Raw genomic sequence first — 17038 nt, forward strand, 5'->3', positions numbered from 1 at the left:
GGTTCGATCACGCTTCGAGCTTGTAACCCAATCCACGGACCGTGACCAGATGTTCCGGCTTGGCCGGATCCGATTCGATCTTCGAACGCAACCGCTTCACGTGTACGTCAAGGGTTTTGGTGTCACCGACGTAGTCGGCGCCCCAGACGCGGTCGATCAACTGTCCGCGGGTCAGCACCCGACCGGAGTTGCGGAGCAGGTACTCGAGGAGGTCGAACTCCTTGAGCGGCAACGTCACCGGGTTACCCGCGACCTGCACGACGTGGCGCTCGACGTCCATCCGTACCGGTCCGGCCTCGAGCACCCCGTTGTCGGAGGCGAGGTCCGCCTCGTTCTCCACCCCGCGGCGCAGCACCGCACGGATGCGAGCGATCAGCTCACGCGCCGAATACGGTTTGGTCACATAGTCGTCCGCACCGAGTTCCAGTCCGACGACCTTGTCGATCTCACTGTCACGCGCCGTCACCATGATGACGGGGACGCCGGAGCGCGACCGCAGCGCCTTGCAGACGTCCGTGCCACTCATGCCGGGCAGCATGAGGTCGAGCAGGACGATGTCCGCTCCGGAGCGATCGAATTCCGCCAACGCCGACGGTCCGTCGTTGACGATGGTGGTCTCGAAGCCTTCCTTGCGGAGCAGGAACGCCAGCGGGTCCGCCAAGGACTCCTCGTCCTCCACGATCAGCACACTCGTCATCGTTTGGCCTCCATGCCGTTTTCTCTACTGCCTTGTTCTCGTCTGCCGATCCGCGTGGAACCGGCGGTTCCCGCGTCGTCAGAGTCGATGTCGTCGTCCGACTCCACGTGTGCCGGTATCTGCAACGTGAAGGTAGACCCTGTACCCGGTTTGCTCCACAGTTCGATGGAGCCGTTGTGATTGGCCGCGACGTGTTTGACAATCGCCAGCCCCAGACCGGTTCCACCGGTCTGCCGTGACCGCGCCTTGTCCACGCGGAAGAATCTCTCGAACACTCGCTCCTGGTCCGCTTTCGCGATGCCTTCTCCTCGGTCGGTGACTGCGATCGCGACATTGTCGCCGCGTACCGACCGACTGACGGAAACCGGAGAACCCTTGGGCGAGTATGCAATAGCGTTCTCGATGAGGTTGGACAATGCCGTGACGAGGAGAGTCTGATCCCCGAGTACTTCCAGCCCACTCGGATGGTCGGTGGTGACCGTGATCCCGGCGGCCTCGGCCGACAGATTCGACCTCGACAGTGCTTCGGACACCACGGTGTCGACGTCGACCACGTCGAGATCCGGCAGCTTCTCGGCACCTTGCAGACGCGAGAGTGCGATCAACTCGGTGACCATCTTGCCCAGACGAATCGACTCACCGAGCACCCGTTCGCCGAAGTGGCGCACCGATTCCGGGTCGTCAGCGGACTCGAGCAGCGCCTCCGCGAGCAGGCTCATCGCACCGACCGGCGTCTTGAGTTCGTGGCTGACGTTCGCGACGAAATCGCGTCGGGTCGCCTCCATGCGGACCTGCTCGGAATCGTCGTCGGCGAACAGGACCACGAAGTTGCGATCGTCCTTGCTGAGCAACCGGGCCGTGCCACGTACCGCGATCTTGTCGCGGCCCCGCTGAGCGGTCTGCGCCGTCAGATCGACCTCGACGGGTTGACCCGTCCGCAGAACTTCCTGAGCAGCCCGCCAAGCTCGCTCGTCGACCAGACGATTCTTGACGAGACCGAGTTCCTCGGCGCGAGGATTGAAGAGCACGACGTCGTGAAAACCGTCGACGACGGCGATACCGCTTTCCGAAGCCAACACGATGAGGTCGAGAACCTGGGACATCGTGAGCCCGGTCTGTTCGTCCGAGCGCTGACTCTGGCGCGACGACAGCCTGGGGACCAGCACCCCGCCGACGAGGTAGCCGACCAAGCCGGCGACCACGACCAGCAGCACTGCAATCACGACACTCACGGCGCAATCGTACGTTCGCGCGAAGAGTCGGTTACGGCGGGTTCGGACGTTCCCACCCGTGTAATCCGCCAGGTGGACGGCGTTGGTTCGTCGTTCATCTGCTGTTGGCCGAGGCCCCCCGAAATCACTGTTCGGGGGGCCTCGACGCACATCATCGGGTTGCTACTTTCCGCCCTGATTCGCCACCGCGGCGGCGCCGGCAGCTGCGGCCTCCGGATCCAGGTAGGTGCCGCCGGGATTGAGCGGCTTCAGGTTCTCGTCGAGGTCGTAACGCAGCGGGATTCCGGTCGGGATGTTCAGGCCCGCGATGTCCTCGTCCGAGATGCCGTCGAGGTGCTTGACCAACGCACGCAGCGAGTTGCCGTGCGCGGTGACCAGCACGTTCCGACCGGCGAGCAGCTCCTGGGAGATGGTGTCCTCCCAGTACGGGATCAGACGCTTGACGACGTCGAGCAGGCACTCGGTCAAGGGAACCTCGTCGAGGTTCGCGTACCGGGGATCGGTGTCCTGGCTGTACTCGCTGCCGGCTTCGATGGCGGGCGGCGGGGTGTCGTAGCTACGACGCCAGAGCATGAACTGCTCGTTTCCGTACTCTTCCTTGGTCTGCGCCTTGTTCTTGCCCTGCAGAGCGCCGTAGTGACGCTCGTTGAGACGCCAGTCGCGCACTACCGGGATCCAGTGGCGATCGGCGGCGTCGAGCGCGAGGTTGGCTGTGCTGATCGCGCGGCGCAGCAGAGACGTGTAGAGAACGTCGGGCAACAGGTTGTGCTCGGCGAGCAGTTCGCCGGCGCGCTTGCCCTCGGCCATGCCCTTGTCTGTCAGGTGTACGTCCACCCAGCCGGTGAACAGATTGAGTGCATTCCATTCGCTCTCGCCGTGGCGGAGCAGGACCAGGGTTCCGATACTCATGGCGTTCATCCTGGCACGAGTACCGGAACCCTTCTTGATCAACCCTGTCCGGAAATCAGCTCGGGGCAACTTCCGCAGTTCGCAGATCCTTGCGGAGGATCTTTCCGGCCGCGGATTTCGGCACGGTGCTGATGAACGAAACCTGGCGGACCTTCTTGTGCGGCGAGACGCGCTCGGCGACGAAGGTGATCACGTCGGCTTCGGTCAACTCGGCGCCGTCCTGGAGCACGACGAATGCCTTCGGGACCTCTTCGCCCTCGGCGTCGAGCACACCGATCACTGCGGCGTCGGCGATCTGCGGATGGGTCAGCAGCAAGGCCTCGAGTTCCGCCGGGGGAACCTGGTAGCCCTTGTACTTGATCAGTTCCTTGAGGCGGTCGACGATCTTGACGACGCCGTCGCCGTCGACGGTCGCGATGTCACCGGTGTGCAGGTAACCGTCGTCGTCGAGGGTGTCCTTGGTGGCCTGGTCGTTGCCGAGGTAGCCGAGCATGATGTTCGGGCCCTTGCACCACAGTTCGCCGGGCTCGCTGACGCCGTCCGAGCCGAGAGCCGGGTACGCGACCTCTTCGCCCGTTCCGGGGTCGACGAGCTTGCATTCCATGTTGGCGATGGTCGGACCGCAGGTGTCGAGCGCGATGTCGTCGCGGTCGAACGGGATCGCGTGCGAGACCGGGCTCATCTCGGACATGCCGTAGCCCTGGCGGACGTGGCAGTTCAACCGGTCGGCGACGGCCTTGCCGAGCGCCGCGTCGAGCGGGGCCGCACCGGAGAAGATGGTGTGCACGCTCGAGAGGTCGTACTGATCGACGAGCGGATGCTTGGCCAGCGCGACGGCAACGGGCGGTGCGACGAAGATGTACGTCGACTTCTGCTCGGCGACGATCCGCAGGAACTCGACGAGATCGAACTTCGGCATCGTGATGAGGCTCGCGCGGCGATAGAGCGCAGCGTTGAGCAGGACAGTCATGCCGTAGATGTGGAAGAACGGCAGGACCGCGAGAATCTTGTCGTCGGTCTCGATGCCCATCCGCGGAATGATCTGGCAGACGTTGGCCACGAGGTTGCGATGAGTGAGCATGACCCCCTTGGGTCGGCCGGTGGTGCCAGACGAGTACGGCAGCACCGCGAGTTGGGTGGCCGGATCGAAGGAGACCTCGGGCGCCGCTGCACCCTCGCCGAGCAGATCACGCAGCGAGAGGTGGCCTTCGGCCCCGTCGAGCACGAAGACGTTCTCAGCCGGGATACCGACCAGGTCAGCAGCGGCCTTTGCCTGCGGCAGGAGCGGCGAGACGGTGAAGAGGAACTTTGCCTTGGAATCGGTGAGCTGCTTGGCGATGTCCTCGGCGGTGTAGAGCGCGTTGATCGTGGTCGCGACGCCACCGGCACGAAGGATGCCGTGGAAGACGGAACCGAAGGCCGGGACGTTGGGCGAATGCAGCCCGACCACGTCGCCGACGGCGAGTCCGCGCGCTGCGAGAGCGCCTGCAACGCCGTTGATCTGTGCGATCAGCGAAGCGTATGTGGTGACTGCGCCCGAACTGCCCTCGACGAAGGCCGTCTTGTCGAGGTCTGCGGGGTCGGTGTTTCCGAACAGGAAGTCGTAGACGCTGAGGTTGGGGATTTCAACGTCGGGGAACGGACTCTTGAAGCTCACTGTGCTCCTCGAAAAGTTGCGCGGCGGGGTGGTGTGACCAACTTACTGTGACTCACGGGAACAGTATTATTCCGTGACGACAGTCACAAGTAAAGGCCACTTTACGTGACACATCCGCGATGTGTCTCACCCCGCTCGATCAGCTCTGCGCGGGCTCTTCCTCGATGAGGTGCTTGAACGGTTCGAGATTCGCCAGCGACTCACCTCGCGACACCCGCCACGCCCACTCACGCTTGATGGACGAGGAGAAGCCGAGTTCGAGGATGACGTTGAAATCGCCGTCGGCGGCTTCGAGAACCTGACCGAGCACTCGGTCGAGTTCATCGCCGGTCACGGCATGCTCTGCGATCTTGCCGACGAGGTAGATGTCCCCGACCTTGTCGAGTGTGTACGCCACCCCGTACAGACGACGGTTGCGCTTGAGCAGGAATTTGTAGACGCCTTCGAAGTTCTCGTCCACCTTGCGGCACACGAAGGCCTCGACCCGCACACCGTGATTGCCGACGGTGAGCAGAGTCGACGTCTTGAGTTTGTGTTCACCGGGAAGTTCGACGATGAAATGCGCGTCGTCTTTTCTGGTGAAGTCGAGTTCGCGCTCGGTGAGGGCCTGCTCGATGGTGTCCGAAATGCTGCTCATGTACGCACTCCCCCGGTCCGGCGCAGACGCCACAGACCCCGCGCACGGCGGGGCGAGAAGTCGCTGGGACCGGTTCCGTTGTTGTAGTTGACTGCGGCTTTGCGATAGCTCTCGAGCAAACCGTCCGCGGTGTGTTCCCACGAGAAATTTTCGGCGTGGCGCGGTGCCTGCGCGGCGAGTTCGGCCAAGCGCGTCGGTGCTGTCACCAAGGATTCGAGGGCGCCGGCCCAATCTTCGGTGCGGTGTCCTTGAACCAGCAGGCCGGTCTCACCGTTGCGTACGGCTACTCCCAGTCCGCCGACGTCGGCGGCGATCACGGGAGTTCCGCAGGCTTGAGCTTCGATGGCGACCAATCCGAAGGACTCCGAATAGCTCGGCACCGCAACCAGATCCGAGGCACGGTAGACATCGGCGAGACGCTCCGGTGCCTGCGGCGGCAAGAATGTCACCTGCGCGCTGATGCCGAGTGATCGTGCAAGTTCGATCAGCACGTCCGGCCGCGCGAGGCCAGTTCCCGACGGCCCGCCGACGACGAGGATGCGCAACGGCAACTCGGGGCGACGGCTGATCACTTCGGCGGCAGCACGCAGCAGAACGTCCGGTGCTTTCAGAGGTTGGATCCGGCCGACGAAAGTCACGACGATCTCGCCCGGGTCCAACCCCAACGACGCGCGGGCGGAATCGCGATCGCCCGGTCGGTAGCGGGTGAGATCGGCGCCGGGAGCCACGACGTCGATACGCGTGGGGTCTGCGCCGTACAACTCGTGCAGCGCCTTGGCTTCGTCGGTGGTGTTGGCGACCAGGCGATCGGACTCGGCGACTACTTGCTGCTCGCCGATCTGACGTGCTGCCGGCTCCGGGGTGTCTCCCTCGGCAAGCGAAAGATTCTTCACCGCCGCGAGGGTGTGGGCGGTGTGTACGAGGGGCACGCCCCAGCGGTCGCGGGCCAGCCAGCCGACCTGACCGGACAACCAGTAGTGCGAGTGAATCAGGCTGTAGTACCCGGGCTCGTGGCGCGCTTCCTCCCGCAGAACTCCTGCGACGAAGGCACACAGTTGAGTCGGCAGATCCGCCTTGTCCAGCCCTTCGAAGGGACCAGCAGCAATGTTCCGAACCCGCACTCCGGGAGCGGCGTCCACCACGGGTGCGTCGGCCGAGGACGTCGCGCGGGTGAATATCTCCACCTCGACGCCACGTTTGGCGAGCTGAATGGCGGATTGCAGAACGTAGACGTTCATCCCACCCGCGTCACCGGTGCCGGGTTGCGCCAATGGCGAGGTGTGGACCGAGAGAACGGCCACCCGGCGAGGGCGCGAAATGTGCATGGGCGTCACGACTCCATACTGCCCCCTCACCGGGCGCGAACTCTAACCGAGGCTCGAGATGAAGGTTCGCACTTCGGACACGAATCGTGTCGGATCCTCCACGAACGGGCCGTGATTGCAGCCTTCCCAGTACGACGCCTGGGACTTGGGAATCAGTTCCTCGGCGTGCTTACCTGCGCTCACGTCGACGACGGAGTCGTCGGTTCCGTGCAGAACGAGGACCGGGATGTCCAGGTTGCGAAGCAACTCGTCGTGACCGACAGCACGGTTGAACAGTGCTGCGCGCACCCGCGGACGCGTCGAGAGGCTGTACCCGAACAAGGCCTGCGACGCTGCACCCTTGCCCTCGGGTGGGCCGGTGAGAGCATTGCCGAAAGCGCCGAGTGCACGGATCGCCTCGCGGGGATCTTCGGACATCGCGCCGGGAACTGCGCTACGCATCGCCGAGCCGACCTTGCCACCTTTTTCGCCGCGCCCGATGCTGGTGATCGCCCCGACCAGAACCGCGCCCGCCACCGCGCCGGTGCCGTGCGCTGCCAGGTAATCGCAGATCACCAGACCGCCGTACGACCAGCCGAGCAGGATCGCGTTCTCGGTGACGCCTTCGGCCGCAAGAACAGCCGCGACGTCGCCGGCCCAGTTCGCGGAATCGTCGTATCCGGATTCGGGCGCATCTGAGTAACCGTGGCCGCGCAGATCGACGGCGATCAGCCGATAGTCCGCGGCCAGGTCCGCGAGGACCTGCTCGCCCCAGCACTGCGAGGACTGAGCCCAGCCGTGCAGCAACACCAGCGGGGTCCCCGCCGAATTTCCGGTTACTCGATAGACGATGGACGTGCCGTCGACGCTGACGGCTTCACGAATAGACATGCCGTCACGATAGAGGCTGCGACTGCGGCGCCGACGGCGAGCATGTAGGCCGACGGGACGCCGTAGCGATCGATCAGCTGTCCGGCCAGCGCAGACCCGAGCGCCACGCCGACGCCGAGGCCGGTAACCGTCAGGGTCATTCCCTCGGTGAGCTTTTCCGGTGGGACGATCTGTTCGACCAGGGCTGTCGCGATGATGAGCGTCGGTGCGATGGTCGCGCCCGCCAGCACGTAGGCACCCGCAAGTGCGGCCACGTTTCCGACCAACAGAAGCGGGACGCTGAGAACGGCGACCGCCGAGGACGCGATCATCAACTGCCCGCGCAGCGATCGCGCCGGGTGCATCGACCCGAAGATCAGTCCCGCGATTCCCGAACCGCCGGCGAACAGCGCGAGGACCAGCGTCGCCGACCCCGGCGAATTCTGTTCCTTGGTGAACGCGATGGCGCCGACGTCGATGACGCCGAAGATCGTTCCGAGCATCACCATGATCACGATGACGATCCACATCACGTGGTTACCGAGAACCGATCGTCCGCGGCCGGGTCGACGCGGATGCACCTTCGGTTCGGTTCCGCGCTGTATGACCAGCAGCAGGGTTCCGGTGACCAGCAGGATCAACCCTGCCAGTGGTCCAGCCTCGGGGAAGAGCCCGATGCTCAGACCTACCGATATGACCGGGCCCGCCACGAAGCAGAGCTCGTCCACCACCGATTCGAAGGCGAAGGCGGTGCGCAGCTGAGGTTTTCCGACATAGATCGCCACCCACCTGGCGCGAATCATCGCGCCGATCGTCGGAGTGGCGCCGCCGGGGACGACCAGAACGAACAGCAGCCAGTCGGGAGCTTCCATCCGGACTGCGAGCAGGAGCGCCCCGATCGCGGTGACGCTCACGGCTGCGGCAATCGGCAGGACCGCTCGCTGTCCGAAGCGGTCGACCGCACGCGAGACCGCGGGCGCGATGATCGCCGACGAGAGCGCAAAAACCGCGGCGAGCGCGCCGGCGAGCGCGTAGTCACCACGAAGTTGCGAGATCATCGTCACGATTCCGATACCGATCATGGCGATCGGCAGCCTTGCGACAAATCCGGCGGCCGAGAAGGCGACCGATCCGGGGGCGGCAAAGATCTCGCGGTAGGCGCTCAGCAGGCCTTTGTTGGTGGATTCGCTCATGTCAGCTTCTCGTGCACTGAACAAGGTTCACAGAGCCGAGGCCGACTCGACAAATCGTTTTCACTGTGCGCTCGGGTTGACCTGTCGGTAACTTGCCTTACGATTGCGCGAATGAGTGTCCTGGTGTGTTTCCACGCCCATCCCGATGACGAAGTTTTCACTACGGGCGGCGTGATGAGAATGGCCGCCGACGCAGGTCACCGCGTCGTAGTCGTCACCGCTACCGACGGTGCTCTCGGTGAATTCCCCGACGGACTGTTGGACGAATACGAGACGTTGGCTCAGCGCCGCAGCCGTGAGCTCGAGGCGTCCACCGACGCGTTGGGTGCCAGTCGCGTCGTGTCCCTGCACTACCCGGATTCGGGGATGGTGGGTACGCCCGAGAACGAGAATCCGGAAGCGTTCTGCAACGTCGACGTCGAGAAGGCCGCCGAGCGTCTGGCCGAGGTTCTTCGTGAAGAGAACGCCGATGTCCTGACCATCTACGACCCCAACGGCGGATACGGCCACCCGGATCACATCCAGGTCCACCACGTCGGCGTTCGTGCTGCAGAACTCGCGGGCACGCCGTTCGTCTACGAGGCGTCCACCAACCGCGATCACATGAAGATGCTGATGCAGGCCAACCCCGAGTGGACCGAGGAGGCGCAGCCGCCGGACATCGAATCGTTCGGGCTTCCGGCTGACCAACTCACCACCGCGGTCGACGTCAGTTCGGTGATCTCGTCCAAGCGCGCGGCCATGTACGCGCACGCAACGCAGGTCGGCGATTTCGGCCCGTTCCTCGAAATGCCGACGGAGCAGCTCGCCGCGGCATTCGGCACCGAGTGGTTCCGTCGTCGCAACGCGCCGGAAGGGCTGTCGGAAACCGCCCTGCCCCTGTGAGTCACCGCCCTCGATAAACCGAAGTCCCGACGGAGGTTTCGGCGGCTCGTTAACATCGGTAGGCATGGACCTCGAACAACTTGTCGCGAGCATGCCTTTTGCAGTTCACACCGGAATTCAGTTGGACAGCGCGGCACCCGAACAGGTTGTCGGCCATCTGGATTGGGACAGCCACCGCACCACCGCCGGCAACGGAATGCACGGCGGCGCCTTGATGACGCTGGCAGACAGCGTCGGCGCCGTCTGTGCATTCCTCAATCTGCCGTCCGGCGCAAGTACGTCCACCACCAGTTCGTCGACCGTCTTCACTCGCGGCGTGCGCAAGGGCACGGTCACCGCCACCGCCCGGCCACTGCACGCGGGGCGCAGCACCGTCGCGGTGGTGACCGAGATCCGCGACGACGAGGGCCGCCTCGTCGCTCAGGTCACCGCATCACAGGCAGTACTGGGACCGTGAAGCTTCCCGCGTACCGCGCTTCGGGTGCCACCCTGCCGTACGGCAATCTGCTTGCCTCCCATGACGTTGCGATGGAGGGTTACTTCTGGCGATTCACGATGCCAGACAGCGGGCGGGTGGTGATCGCGCTCGCCGGAATCAACAAGGCCGACGGCGGCAGCTGGTCGACGCTCGGTCTCGCGGCACACCCAGGCGGATTCCTCCGCACTGCTGAGCATCCGAATGGATCGGCCGATCCCCGTATCCTGGGGGCCTACGCCGACAACGCTTTCCGCGGCAATGCCGATCGACTCCAGGTCGATTTCGGCGACAGTCATCTCGACGTGCGCATCAGTAGTCAGCGATTCTGGCCGCACCGCCGCTTCGGGGGATCGAGTTACTTCCAATCAATTCCCGCACTCAATCAGTACTGGCATCCGTGGCTGCTCGGCGGCCGGGTCGAGGGAAGCGCCGTCATCGACGGGCAGAGCTGGGATCTCACCGGAGCGCAGGTGTACGGCGAGAAGAACTGGGGAAAGGGAGGATTTCCGGAATCCTGGTGGTGGGGACAGGCACAGGGGTTCACCGATCCTCGAGCCTGCGTGGCGTTTGCCGGCGGACAGGTCAGCGCCGGACCTCTGCGCACCGAAGTCACCGCCGTCGTTGCCGCGCTACCGGACGGAACGGTATTGCGGCTGGGTAATCCACTGACGTCACAGGTGGAGACGACGGTGTCCGACGATCGCTGGACGCTTCGGGGTTACAGCCGGAAGTGGAGCGTCGACATCGACGGGACCGCACCCATCGCCGACGCACACATACTTCCTGTTCCGATACCTGCCGAGCGTCGAAACGTGCCAGGAGCGCTCGAGCATCTCGGTGGAACGATGTCGGTCATCGTCCGCCGGCGCGGCACCATCGTCTGGAAGGACAGGTCGAGGTTGGCTGCTCTCGAGCACGGCGGATTGGATCGGGCGCAGGCCGAACTCACTCGGCGGGAACAGCTCTCGCAAGATCGATGAGAGCGGAGGCCGCAGGATTCTTGCCGCCCGACGAACGCCAGACCAATTCCAGCCGAGATCGCGCCTCCGGTTCGAGATCGATCCGATGCAACTCCCCCACTGCCGACTCGGGAAGCACGGCCATTCCCAGCCCCTGCGCGGCCAATGAAACGATGATGCCGAGGTTGCTTGCCTCGAGCGCAACCGTCGGCGTGGTGCCGGCCGCGGCGCATGCGAAGTTCAGACACGTCCTGATACCGGTTCCCTCCGGCAGACAGATGACCGATCGCGTGGCGAGCTCGGCAAACGGTAGAGACGACACCTCGGCCAGCGGATGATCCGTTGCCACTCCGGCCACCAGTCGTTCGTCGGTGATCACCCTCGATTCGAGCCCTTCCGGCAACTCTCCCGCCACCCCGATGACGGCTATGTCGAAGGTTCCGTCCAACACTCCGGCAAGCAGACTGCGCGAATCGTCCTCGGCCAGCGAGATGTCCAGTCCGGGGTGTTTGTTGTGCAACCGACTGAGCAGATCTGTGAGGTCGGCGGAAGCGCAGGCGGTAACCATCCCGACCGAAACGGAACCGCGAACAAGTCCGTTCAGGGCATCGACAGCGTCGCGGGTGCTCTGAACGGAAGCGAGTGCAGCGTAGGCGTGCGGGAGGACAGCTCGCCCGGCGTCGGTCAGACGAACGGTTCGACCACTACGATCGAGCAATTCCTGCCCCAACTCACGTTCCAGCCGTTTGACCTGCGCACTCACACCCGGTTGGGCTACGTGAAGCCGCTCGGCGGCGCGAGTGAAGTTGGCTTCCTCCACTACCGTGACAAAGTATTCGAGCTGCCGAAGTTCCATAACTGTTGATTCTAGCTGCGAGACAAACTAGATCTTGGACTTATCACCGGTGCGGTAGAACGATGGAAGCATGACAACAACAGATGACGTTCAGAAGGCCGGAACCCCGGAAGACATCGCGAAGCTTTTTGTGCAGTTCGCCAACGCTGGTGACGCAGACGCCGTCGCCGCACTCTACGAGGAGGATGCGGTGATGGCCTTCCCGCCCGGATCACTCACCGTGGGCCGCCAAGCCATCCGCGAGGTGATCTCTCAGATGCTGGCAGCTGCACCGAGATTCACCGTCGAGGAAGCCCTACCAACGGTGATCAGCGACGACCTCGCCATGACCTCGACCAAACCTTCCGACGGAACCGGCGGACGCACACAGGTGGCGCGCCGCCAGCCCGACGGTTCGTGGTTGCGGGTGCTCGATCGACCGGAACTCTGACTGCCCTCTTCGCAGTCAGACGGCCGACGCACGCCGCATGGCCGCCGCCGGATCGGCGAACAGCGAGCTCAGTGACACGACCGTGGAAGCGTATTCCTGAACCCGATTGCCGAAACCGGTAATTCGAATGTCCTTACGCTCCAAGGAGGATGCCGTCGAGAAGGCCTCGGCGACATGGGGCACCCCGGCCGGATAGTCGGTGAATGCCTGACCACCCAGAATCACCCGATCCGGGTTGAACAGGTCACGCAGCATCGCCACTGTCCGGCCGAGGACGCGTGCTCGATCAACCAGAAGCTCGTGTGCCGGAATGGAACCCGACGACGCGGCCCGGTAGACGTCCGCGATCGTGACACGCTCGCTGCCCTGGATCACGGCGCCCGAAGACAAAGCCTGCGCGACTACGGCGCGGTCACTGATCGTCGCTTCAAGGCAACCCACGGCTCCGCAGGTGCACCGTGCGGACGAACCGGTGGGGAGGTGCGCGATCGAACCGGGTCCGCTGGACGGCGTGTGTACTCGCCCTTCGAAAGTGATTGCGATGCCGGCAGTTTCACGAGCGTAGAAGTACAAGCCGGTAGTGCCCGGCGTCGGGGCTTCGGCACGATCGGTGCTGAGCAGAAGTTCCGACGCAGCCATCGCCTCGACGTGGGCGGCTACCGATACAGGGAGATCCAAGCCGGCTCCGATGATGGACCCGACCTTGGCGCCCTTCCATCCCAGACGCGGGTGATCGACGACTCCGGTCGCTGAATCGACGCGACCGCCGATGGCCACGCCGACGGCGAGCGGACGACGCTTGTGCCACCGCGAGGCAAAGGATTTGGCCGAGCGCGCAATGGTGGCAAGCGCGACAGCAGAATTGGTGGCAGGCGTCGGAATCTCGACGGCGCCGAGCACCTTTCCACGAATGTCGCTGGCGATGATGCTGGTGACGACGGCACCGATGTGGATGCCGACTGTCAGATAAGGCTCGTGGTTGACCTCGAACGGAACTCGCGGACGCCCGATTGCTCCGGAGGCCGTCAGGTCCGCGCGTTCGCGCAGGATCCCGAGGTCCAGCAGGCTCGTGACCTGCCGGTTCACGGTGGCGATGCTCAGTCCTGATGCCTTTGCCGCAGTGTCACGTGAGAGCGGCCCACGGGATCGAGCAATGCGCAACACAGTCGCGGACGGGCCGTCGGCGATGCGTAGTTCGGGCGCAACTATCTGGGTACGGGTCCGGGTTCCCGAGAGCGCGGTTCGCGATCGGATGTTCGGAATGGCGGAGATTGTGGGTGTCGACATGGCTGTCCCTTGCAGAAGGAGGAGAAGGCGCATATCTCTGTCGACCGAGAAATCAGCGTTTCCACTGGTCACACGAAGAAATAGACAGAAAAGGCGCAGAAATTAGCTGCAGAAAGAACGGCGGCGACAACACAGCTCTCGCGCCAGAGGCAGACGCGAACCAAGCGCAGCGGTCACATAGGTGACCCGCAAAGCGGCAGGCTGGTCGGTCGACATGGCTCCAAAAGTAGCAGCTTCACCGAGATTCACAAATCAGGTGCGGTAACGATCACACTGAACGCAACCCTGTCGGGGCGAAATCTCGCGTGTTTGGGTGGGCACACTCCCCACGAAAGGTGCACCATGTCTACAGCTTTCGCCAAGCCGACCCTCACGAATTCGGCATCAACGAACGGAGCGGCCGTTGACGCCGCTCGCGGCACTGTCACCACCCTCGGCGCGCATATCGGCGCCCGAATCGACGGAATCACTCTCGGCGGGCATCTCGACCCGGCGACGATTTCCCTCATCCGGCAAGCACTTCTCGAACACAAGGTGATCTTCTTTCGCGGGCAAGACCACCTCGACAACGATTCGCAGTACGAGTTCGCCCAACTGCTGGGTACCCCGACCACTGCCCACCCCACCGTGAAGTCGCACGGCGCAAAAGTTCTGCCCATCGACTCGGACCTGGGCAAGGCCAACAGCTGGCACACCGACGTCACCTTCGTCGACCGCATCCCCAAGGCTTCGATCCTGCGCGCGGTGCAGCTACCCGAATACGGCGGTTCCACGACGTGGGCGTCAGGGGTAGCCGCCTACAACGGACTGCCGGATCCGCTCAAGGCGCTCGCGGAGAACCTCTGGGCTCGCCACACGAACGTCTACGACTATGCGGCAACCAGCGCCGAGCGGCTCACCGAAGATCGCACGGCCGCCTACCGCGAGGAGTTCCAGTCCACGTACTTCGAGACGGAACACCCGGTGGTGCGGGTCCACCCCGAAACCGGAGAACGCACGCTCGTCCTCGGACATTTTGTCAAGAACTTCGTCGGGTTGAGCACCGAACAGTCGAACGGTGTATTCAAGCTCTTGCAGGATCACGCCATCAAGCTCGAGTACACGACGCGGTGGAACTGGGAAGCGGGTGACGTCGCGATCTGGGACAACCGCGCCACCCAGCACTACGCGATCGCCGACTACGACGATCAGTACCGGCGTCTGGAGCGCATCACCCTTGCCGGCGACATCCCGGTCAACATCCACGGGGAACGAAGCCGCAGCATCGCCGGCGACGCTTCCGAATACTCGATCATCGAAGGCGCCTCGACTCTCCCATGACTTCACCGGATTCCGCCCCTCCTCCGCACGCCCGCGGATACGAAGGCTTCGAGGGTCGAATCGGCCGCACCGCAGCCGATTCGACCCCGTCGTGGCCCACCTCCACGCCCCCGATTCCCGGATCACCCAACATCATCGTGGTTCTGATCGACGACATGGGGTACAGCGACATCGGGCCGTTCGGCTCCGAGATCGAGACTCCCACCCTCGACCGCCTTGCCGCGCAGGGCTTTCGGATGACCAACTATCACACGACGCCCCTCTGCTCGCCGTCGCGCGCAGCTCTTCTCACCGGCCTGAATCCGCACCGCGCCGGGTACGGTTTTGTCGCCAACGCCGATCCGGGCTACCCCGGACTGCGTCTGGAATTGGCCGACGACGTCCAGACACTCCCCGAAATCCTCCGCGGCGCGGGCTATGCGACCTATGCCGTCGGCAAGTGGCACCTCGTACGCGACGCCAACCTGGCCCCGGGACGAAGTCGTGACTCCTGGCCGACGCAGCGCGGTTTCGATCGCTACTACGGCTCACTCGAAGGCCTCAACTCCTTCTACTATCCCAATCAACTGATCTCCGACAATTCTGTGGTCGACGTGGACGAGTACCCCGAGGGGTACTACCTCACCGACGATCTGACCGACAAAGCGGTCGGGTACATCAAGGACCTCCGCGCCCACGATCAGGACAAGCCGTTCTTCCTCTACTTCGCACACGTCGCCATGCACGGACCGTTGCAGGCCAAGCCTGCCGACCAGGAAAAGTACCGCGGCCGCTACGACGAAGGGTGGGATCGAATCCGCGAGTCGCGGTTCGCCTCTCAGCTCGTGCAAGGCCTCTTTCCGGAAGGTACGCAACAAGCACCGCGAAACTCCGAACCCGGCTTCGACGTCCCCGAATGGGAATCACTCACGCCGGAAGTGCAGTCCAGGTTCGCCCGCTACATGGAGGTGTACGCGGCGATGGTCGACTCGATCGATCAGAGCGTCGGACGCATCGTCGACACCCTGGACGAACTCGGCGAGCTCGACAACACGATCATCGTCTTCACCTCCGACAACGGCGGCACCGCCGAGGGCGGTTCGGACGGGACCCGAAGCTACTTCGCACAGTTCGCGCATATTCAGGATCCGGACTGGGTGGGCGATGTCCCCCACGACGAATCCCTCATCGGCGGACCTGAATTGGGCGTCCACTATCCACGTGGATGGGGACAGACGTCCAACACCCCGTTCCGGTTCTACAAAGGGCAATCCTTTGCCGGCGGGATCCGTGTTCCTTTTCTCCTGTCCTGGCCCGCTGGACTGAAACCCGGAGCAGACGACAACGGGATTCGCGACCAGTTCGCGTACGTCACCGACCTGACCCCTACGCTGCTCGAACTGGCCGGAATCGACGCACCCAGTGTGCGAAACGGGCTCCCGGTGAAAGAGTTCGACGGGGTGTCTTCCGCGTCCGTTCTGCGTTCGTCTGCCGCTCCGAGCACTCACACCGAGCAGTACACCGAGATGACCGGCAACCGTGGCTACTACAAGGACGGCTGGAAACTGCTGGCTCTCACCCCGGCAGACATCGACAAACCGCACTGGCAGTTGTTCGACGTCCGCACCGACCCGACCGAGCTCGACGACCTGGCATCACGGTTTCCCGACAAGGTTCGCGAACTCGCCGAGGCCTGGGACCACTCGGCGTGGGCGAACACCGTGTTTCCTCTACTCGGCAATACCGTCGGCGCGGTTCGCCGTCCGGAGGAAGGAGCACTCTCACGCCCGGTGCGACTACTTGCCGGAACGCCCCCGCTGGAGCGCTACCGCTCATCCAAGCTGATCGGGTTCCGCGACTTCGACATCACGGTCGAACTCGACGGTTACCGCGAAGGTGACGCCGGTGTCCTTGTCGCCCATGGCGATCCGCAGGGTGGGTACCTTCTCTACGTCGAGGACGGGCATCTGCATCTCGGGTACAACGCGTTCGGTTCCTACTCCGTTGTCGACGCCGGACCGCTGGCGCTCGGCACCGAACGCATCGAGCTGTCGGTGACGGTGGTACCGCGGTTGCGTTGGGATCTCCACGTCAGCGTCGACGGCATTCACGCGGGCCAGCTGCTCGGGCAAGTACAACTGGTGGGAATGGCGCCGTGGACCGGTATCTCGGTCGGTGTCGACGCCAGGGGACCTGTGTCGTGGGAGGTACGACGACGCCATGGTCCCTTCCGGTACAGCGGCGCGCTGCGCGCCGTCACCTACACACCCGGCCGGATACAAGTACCGCGTCGTCACATCGAATCCATCGAACGGGAAGCAGAGTATGCCGCCGACTAGCCCTAC

General features: G+C 64.0%; 16 protein-coding genes. 6 read left to right on the forward strand and 10 right to left on the reverse strand.

What is annotated here, in order from left to right; translation table 11 throughout:
• Window positions 1-7 precede the first annotated feature (7 nt).
• The 8 genes from ACN50D_RS15915 to ACN50D_RS15950 all read right to left on the reverse strand — a co-directional run bounded on the left by ACN50D_RS15915 (window position 8) and on the right by ACN50D_RS15950 (window position 8499).
• Window positions 8-697, reverse strand: coding sequence for a response regulator transcription factor (locus ACN50D_RS15915; RefSeq protein WP_003942020.1), 690 nt, complete (start codon window positions 695-697; stop codon window positions 8-10).
• Window positions 694-1929: a sensor histidine kinase gene (locus ACN50D_RS15920; RefSeq protein WP_003941938.1), complete on the reverse strand. Its 1236-nt coding sequence runs from the start codon at window positions 1927-1929 to the stop codon at window positions 694-696. The genes ACN50D_RS15915 and ACN50D_RS15920 overlap by 4 nt, the downstream gene beginning before the upstream one ends.
• A 162-nt stretch (window positions 1930-2091) precedes the next feature.
• The gene (locus ACN50D_RS15925; protein ID WP_003941992.1) at window positions 2092-2847 is read right to left on the reverse strand and encodes a phosphoglyceromutase; all 756 of its coding nucleotides are present in this window, start codon (window positions 2845-2847) and stop codon (window positions 2092-2094) included.
• 46 nt (window positions 2848-2893) lie between these two features.
• Complete coding sequence (locus ACN50D_RS15930; protein WP_064688317.1) at window positions 2894-4495, reverse strand: AMP-binding protein; 1602 nt, start codon at window positions 4493-4495, stop codon at window positions 2894-2896.
• A gap of 139 nt (window positions 4496-4634) precedes the next feature.
• A complete protein-coding gene (locus ACN50D_RS15935; protein ID WP_047268888.1) occupies window positions 4635-5132 on the reverse strand; it encodes a YbjN domain-containing protein in 498 nt (165 codons plus the stop codon).
• On the reverse strand, window positions 5129-6457 hold the full coding sequence (mshA, locus tag ACN50D_RS15940; protein ID WP_083059045.1) for a D-inositol-3-phosphate glycosyltransferase: 1329 nt from the start codon (window positions 6455-6457) through the stop codon (window positions 5129-5131). Before mshA ends, ACN50D_RS15935 begins: the two co-directional genes overlap by 4 nt.
• A 42-nt stretch (window positions 6458-6499) precedes the next feature.
• Complete coding sequence (locus ACN50D_RS15945; RefSeq protein ID WP_042452989.1) at window positions 6500-7327, reverse strand: alpha/beta fold hydrolase; 828 nt, start codon at window positions 7325-7327, stop codon at window positions 6500-6502.
• Window positions 7273-8499, reverse strand: a complete 1227-nt coding sequence (locus ACN50D_RS15950; protein WP_003942019.1) for an MFS transporter — start codon at window positions 8497-8499, stop codon at window positions 7273-7275. The genes ACN50D_RS15945 and ACN50D_RS15950 overlap by 55 nt, the downstream gene beginning before the upstream one ends.
• A gap of 111 nt (window positions 8500-8610) precedes the next feature.
• Between ACN50D_RS15950 and ACN50D_RS15955 the strand changes: the two genes are divergently transcribed.
• The 3 genes from ACN50D_RS15955 (at window position 8611) to ACN50D_RS15965 (ending at window position 10842) form a co-directional block, all read left to right on the forward strand.
• Window positions 8611-9384, forward strand: coding sequence for a PIG-L family deacetylase (locus ACN50D_RS15955; protein ID WP_003942001.1), 774 nt, complete (start codon window positions 8611-8613; stop codon window positions 9382-9384).
• 64 nt (window positions 9385-9448) lie between these two features.
• Window positions 9449-9841, forward strand: a complete 393-nt coding sequence (locus tag ACN50D_RS15960) for a PaaI family thioesterase (protein WP_007735335.1) — start codon at window positions 9449-9451, stop codon at window positions 9839-9841.
• On the forward strand, window positions 9838-10842 hold the full coding sequence (locus tag ACN50D_RS15965; RefSeq protein ID WP_212633904.1) for a tocopherol cyclase family protein: 1005 nt from the start codon (window positions 9838-9840) through the stop codon (window positions 10840-10842). The genes ACN50D_RS15960 and ACN50D_RS15965 overlap by 4 nt, the downstream gene beginning before the upstream one ends.
• Here ACN50D_RS15965 and ACN50D_RS15970 read toward each other — a convergent pair.
• Complete coding sequence (locus tag ACN50D_RS15970) at window positions 10808-11677, reverse strand: LysR family transcriptional regulator (protein WP_161120413.1); 870 nt, start codon at window positions 11675-11677, stop codon at window positions 10808-10810. The two genes, ACN50D_RS15965 and ACN50D_RS15970, sit on opposite strands and share 35 nt — an antisense overlap.
• 70 nt (window positions 11678-11747) lie before the next feature.
• Between ACN50D_RS15970 and ACN50D_RS15975 the strand changes: the two genes are divergently transcribed.
• Entirely contained in the window at window positions 11748-12107 is a 360-nt protein-coding gene (locus ACN50D_RS15975; RefSeq protein ID WP_054782316.1) for a YybH family protein, read from the forward strand.
• 15 nt (window positions 12108-12122) lie between these two features.
• On the opposite strand, the gene ACN50D_RS15980 is transcribed toward ACN50D_RS15975, so the two are convergent.
• Window positions 12123-13394 (reverse strand): ROK family transcriptional regulator, encoded by a 1272-nt coding sequence (locus ACN50D_RS15980; protein ID WP_074447122.1) that lies wholly within the window; start codon window positions 13392-13394, stop codon window positions 12123-12125.
• Window positions 13395-13736: 342 nt separating this feature from the next.
• Between ACN50D_RS15980 and ACN50D_RS15985 the strand changes: the two genes are divergently transcribed.
• Both ACN50D_RS15985 and ACN50D_RS15990 read left to right on the forward strand, forming a co-directional pair.
• On the forward strand, window positions 13737-14714 hold the full coding sequence (locus ACN50D_RS15985) for a TauD/TfdA dioxygenase family protein (protein WP_042452972.1): 978 nt from the start codon (window positions 13737-13739) through the stop codon (window positions 14712-14714).
• Entirely contained in the window at window positions 14711-17032 is a 2322-nt protein-coding gene (locus tag ACN50D_RS15990) for an arylsulfatase (protein WP_212633905.1), read from the forward strand. The genes ACN50D_RS15985 and ACN50D_RS15990 overlap by 4 nt, the downstream gene beginning before the upstream one ends.
• Window positions 17033-17038: the final 6 nt, after the last annotated feature.

Source organism: Rhodococcus sp. SB1D (assembly GCF_048573875.1).
In the GTDB taxonomy this organism is placed as follows: domain Bacteria; phylum Actinomycetota; class Actinomycetes; order Mycobacteriales; family Mycobacteriaceae; genus Rhodococcus_F; species Rhodococcus_F qingshengii.

Coding starts and splice junctions, on each gene's coding strand:
- ACN50D_RS15915 (WP_003942020.1), bottom strand. CDS start 697: ATGACGAGTGTGCTGATCGTGGAGGACGAGGAGTCCTTGGCGGACCCG.
- ACN50D_RS15925 (WP_003941992.1), bottom strand. CDS start 2,847: ATGAACGCCATGAGTATCGGAACCCTGGTCCTGCTCCGCCACGGCGAG.
- ACN50D_RS15935 (WP_047268888.1), bottom strand. CDS start 5,132: ATGAGCAGCATTTCGGACACCATCGAGCAGGCCCTCACCGAGCGCGAA.
- mshA (WP_083059045.1), bottom strand. CDS start 6,457: ATGCACATTTCGCGCCCTCGCCGGGTGGCCGTTCTCTCGGTCCACACC.
- ACN50D_RS15945 (WP_042452989.1), bottom strand. CDS start 7,327: ATGTCTATTCGTGAAGCCGTCAGCGTCGACGGCACGTCCATCGTCTAT.
- ACN50D_RS15950 (WP_003942019.1), bottom strand. CDS start 8,499: ATGAGCGAATCCACCAACAAAGGCCTGCTGAGCGCCTACCGCGAGATC.
- ACN50D_RS15955 (WP_003942001.1), top strand. CDS start 8,611: ATGAGTGTCCTGGTGTGTTTCCACGCCCATCCCGATGACGAAGTTTTC.
- ACN50D_RS15960 (WP_007735335.1), top strand. CDS start 9,449: ATGGACCTCGAACAACTTGTCGCGAGCATGCCTTTTGCAGTTCACACC.
- ACN50D_RS15970 (WP_161120413.1), bottom strand. CDS start 11,677: ATGGAACTTCGGCAGCTCGAATACTTTGTCACGGTAGTGGAGGAAGCC.
- ACN50D_RS15975 (WP_054782316.1), top strand. CDS start 11,748: ATGACAACAACAGATGACGTTCAGAAGGCCGGAACCCCGGAAGACATC.
- ACN50D_RS15980 (WP_074447122.1), bottom strand. CDS start 13,394: ATGTCGACACCCACAATCTCCGCCATTCCGAACATCCGATCGCGAACC.
- ACN50D_RS15985 (WP_042452972.1), top strand. CDS start 13,737: ATGTCTACAGCTTTCGCCAAGCCGACCCTCACGAATTCGGCATCAACG.
- ACN50D_RS15990 (WP_212633905.1), top strand. CDS start 14,711: ATGACTTCACCGGATTCCGCCCCTCCTCCGCACGCCCGCGGATACGAA.